The organism is Streptomyces sp. bgisy159, from assembly GCF_057707805.1.
On record NZ_JBYIQX010000113.1, the window covers coordinates 1 to 1,689 of the forward strand.

The window sequence follows — 1,689 nt, forward strand, 5'->3', positions numbered from 1 at the left end:
GGGGCCCTGCGTGTTTGCGGATTGGGTGGGATCGCCCGGTGATGGCCGGTCGTGCCGGGTGGGTCCGGATGCAGGTGCAGGCACGGTCTCGTTGATCATGTGAGTGTCGAGTTCACGCGACCACAACCGAAGACCGTGCCTGCTGTCTCATCTTCTCTCATGCCGTCGGGCCTGGAGCAACTGGCCCGTATCCCGTCGCCGCAGCCGTTGCCCGATTCGGTGTGCCTTGTTCGGTTTCTCGCGGGCCTGCCCGACCCGCGTGAGCGTCGTGGTCGGCGTTTCCCGCTGACGGCGCTCGTGGCGGCCGCGGCGGCAGGACTCGCCTCGCTGGGTGCTGCTGGCCCTCGGCTTCCCTGCCGACCCGTTCACCGGAGCGGTCACCGTGCCGCATCCCACCACGGTCATGCGGCTCCTCGGCCGTCTCGACGGCGACGCCTTCGACACCGCCGTCAGCGAATTCCTCCAGACCAGGACACAGAACTGTCAGGTAGGAACGACCCGATGGCGGGCGGTGGCCGTCGACGGGAAGCAGTTGCGCGGCTCACGCGCGGGCGGCGGAAAGGCGGTGTGGCTGCTGGCCGCGATGGACCACACCGGAACGGTGATCGCCCAACGCCAGATCGACTCCAAGAGGAACGAGACGCCCGCTTTCATCCCTCTCCTGGACGGCCTGGCCCTCAAGGACACGGTGGTCACCGCGGACGCCGCCCACACCCAGCACGCGAACGGCCGCTGGCTGCGCGACCACGGCGCCCACTACATCGCCGTCGTGAAGGGCAATCACCCCGGCCTGCTCGAGCAGTTGAGGAAACTGCCGTGGGCTGACATTCCGGTCGACCACAAGGACCGCACCACGGGCCGGGGCCGGCTCGAGGTCCGGCACCTCAAGACCGTCGCCTTCCGGCACCTCGACTACCCCGGCGCCCGCCAGGCCCTGCGCGTCATGCGCTGACGCAAGGACCTGACCAGCAAAAAGATCACCATCGAAGGGCTCTACTTCGTCACCAGCCTCCCGCCCGGCGCCGCCACGGGCGAACAGCTCGCCGGCTGGATCCGAGGGCACTGGAAGATTGAGAACCAGCTCCACCACGTCCGCGACACCACCTTCGCCGAGGACGTCTCCACCACCCGGACCGGCAGCCTGCCCAGCGTGGTGGCAAGCCTCCGCAACCTCGCCATCAGCGTCTTCCGCCAGGACGGCCGCACCAACATCGCCACCGCTACTCGTCACCACGCCCGCCACCCCAGCCGACCGCTGACCGCACTGGGATGGACGTGATCAACTAGGACTCAGGTGCTCAACCGGGCGGAACGACGACACGCGATGTCCCTGGGCTGATGGCGGGCATTCCGAGGGGCCGAGCGTCGCCTCGGGTGGACGCCGGGTCCCACTGCTCCGGGCTGGTTCCTCTTCTTGTAGGGACAGGCGAATCCGCTGGTCAGCCGGGGTTCGGCAGGAGTGCACGCCGTTCAAGGGCGGTGGATATCTCGCCGGTCCAGGGCCAGTGGCGGGCGAGGCGGAGGATGCGGCGTCGGCCGGTGGTGACGAGCTGTCCGGCCGCAGTGAACAGGCGGAACCGCAGTCGGCGGGGCTCCCAGAGACGGGCCTGGTCGGTCAGGGCGAGCATGGGCATCCAGGCCAGCAGGTCAAGCGCGATCTGGACGATCTCCAGCCAGACCTTGTTCTGC

Annotated in this window: 3 protein-coding genes; 2 read left to right on the forward strand and 1 reads right to left on the reverse strand. The window is 68.7% G+C overall.

The window, feature by feature from the left end; translation table 11 throughout:
* Window positions 1-331: 331 nt before the first annotated feature.
* Entirely contained in the window at window positions 332-952 is a 621-nt protein-coding gene (locus AC3ET3_RS36020) for an ISAs1 family transposase (protein WP_435613726.1), read from the forward strand.
* 198 nt (window positions 953-1,150) lie between these two features.
* Window positions 1,151-1,279: a hypothetical protein gene (locus AC3ET3_RS36025; RefSeq protein ID WP_435613727.1), complete on the forward strand. Its 129-nt coding sequence runs from the start codon at window positions 1,151-1,153 to the stop codon at window positions 1,277-1,279.
* Window positions 1,280-1,439: 160 nt separating this feature from the next.
* Here the strand turns inward: AC3ET3_RS36025 and AC3ET3_RS36030 are convergent.
* Window positions 1,440-1,689: transposase (locus AC3ET3_RS36030; RefSeq protein ID WP_435613728.1), on the reverse strand; the 250-nt coding region annotated here is incomplete at its 5' end.